The sequence below is a fragment of the Psychrobacter sp. 1U2 genome (assembly GCF_051847575.1).
In genome coordinates this window covers 1-1,229 of sequence record NZ_JBPYDC010000307.1, presented here as the reverse complement: position 1 = coordinate 1,229, position 1,229 = coordinate 1, and the positions used below count along the sequence as shown (strand labels likewise).

Genomic DNA, 1,229 nt, shown 5'->3' with positions numbered 1-1,229 from the left:
GTCTGTCAGATAGTCACGTAAGATATTACCAGTCGCAGAAATAGTATCCAGACCACGCGCCACGCGCTCTAAGGTATAACGCATCGCACGAACCTGTGACATGATCTCAATATGTAAGCCATCAGTATCATGGTCTTTTAAGTACATATTAACCTTTTTGATTAGCTCGTTTTCGTGCGGACGATATGGATCTAGCCAAAAGATAACAGGCGTATTTGATTCACGTGCGCGGCGTACAGCAAGTTTCACCCAGTCTTGAATCGGTAAGTCTTTGGTTTGACACATGCGCCAGATATCACCCTTTTTGACGTCTTTTTCGAGCAAGACTTCGTCGGTGTCAATATCGACAATACGTGCCATACCGGTATCGCTAGATTCAAAGGTCTTATCATGCGAGCCATACTCTTCAGCTTTTTGAGCCATAAGGCCGACATTAGGGACAGTACCCATCGTCGTTGGATCAAAATTACCATGCCATTTGCAAAAATTAATCATTTCTTGATAGATACGAGCAAAAGTAGACTCAGGCATAACGGCTTTGCAATCGTATAATTTGCCATCAGCGCCCCACATTTTACCGCCATTACGAATCATAGCAGGCATAGAAGCATCTACGATAATGTCGCTTGGAGAATGGAAGTTGGTAATACCTTTTGCAGAGTCGACCATGGCCAGACGCGGGCGATGCTCTTGACAGGCATGTAAGTCCTGCTCAATCTCTTCACGCTTTGATGCTGGTAATACTGAAATTTTATCGTATAGATCAGCCATGCCGTTGTTGACGTTAATGCCTAACTCATCAAAACACGCGCCATGTTTTTCAAAGGCTTCTTTATAGTAGATTCTTACTGCATGCCCAAAGACGATAGGGTGAGAAACTTTCATCATGGTGGCTTTTACGTGCAATGAGAACAAAATACCAGCTTCGCGGCAGTCTTCCATTTCACGCTCATAAAACTCTAGCAGTGCATCTTTACTCATGACCATCAAATCGATGACTTCTTTGTCTTGCAACGCAATTTCAGGCTTTAAGACTTTTTTAGTGCCATCATCGAGCGACAATTCCATGCGGACAGTGCGAGCTTTATCTAATGTTATAGACTGCTCACCGTCATAAAAGTCACCGCCATGCATGTGCGATACGGGCGTGCTTGACCATTGCTTCCATTCACCCATAGAGTGCGGATGTTTGCGAGCATAGTTTTTGACAGCCTTTGGTGCACGGCGAT

At 44.3% G+C, this 1,229-nt stretch carries 1 protein-coding gene; it reads right to left on the bottom strand.

Features of this window, described 5'->3' with window-relative positions:
- The coding region (locus tag ACS8FD_RS15390; protein ID WP_439276488.1) for an NADP-dependent isocitrate dehydrogenase at positions 1 to 1,229 on the bottom strand (1,229 nt) is incomplete at both ends.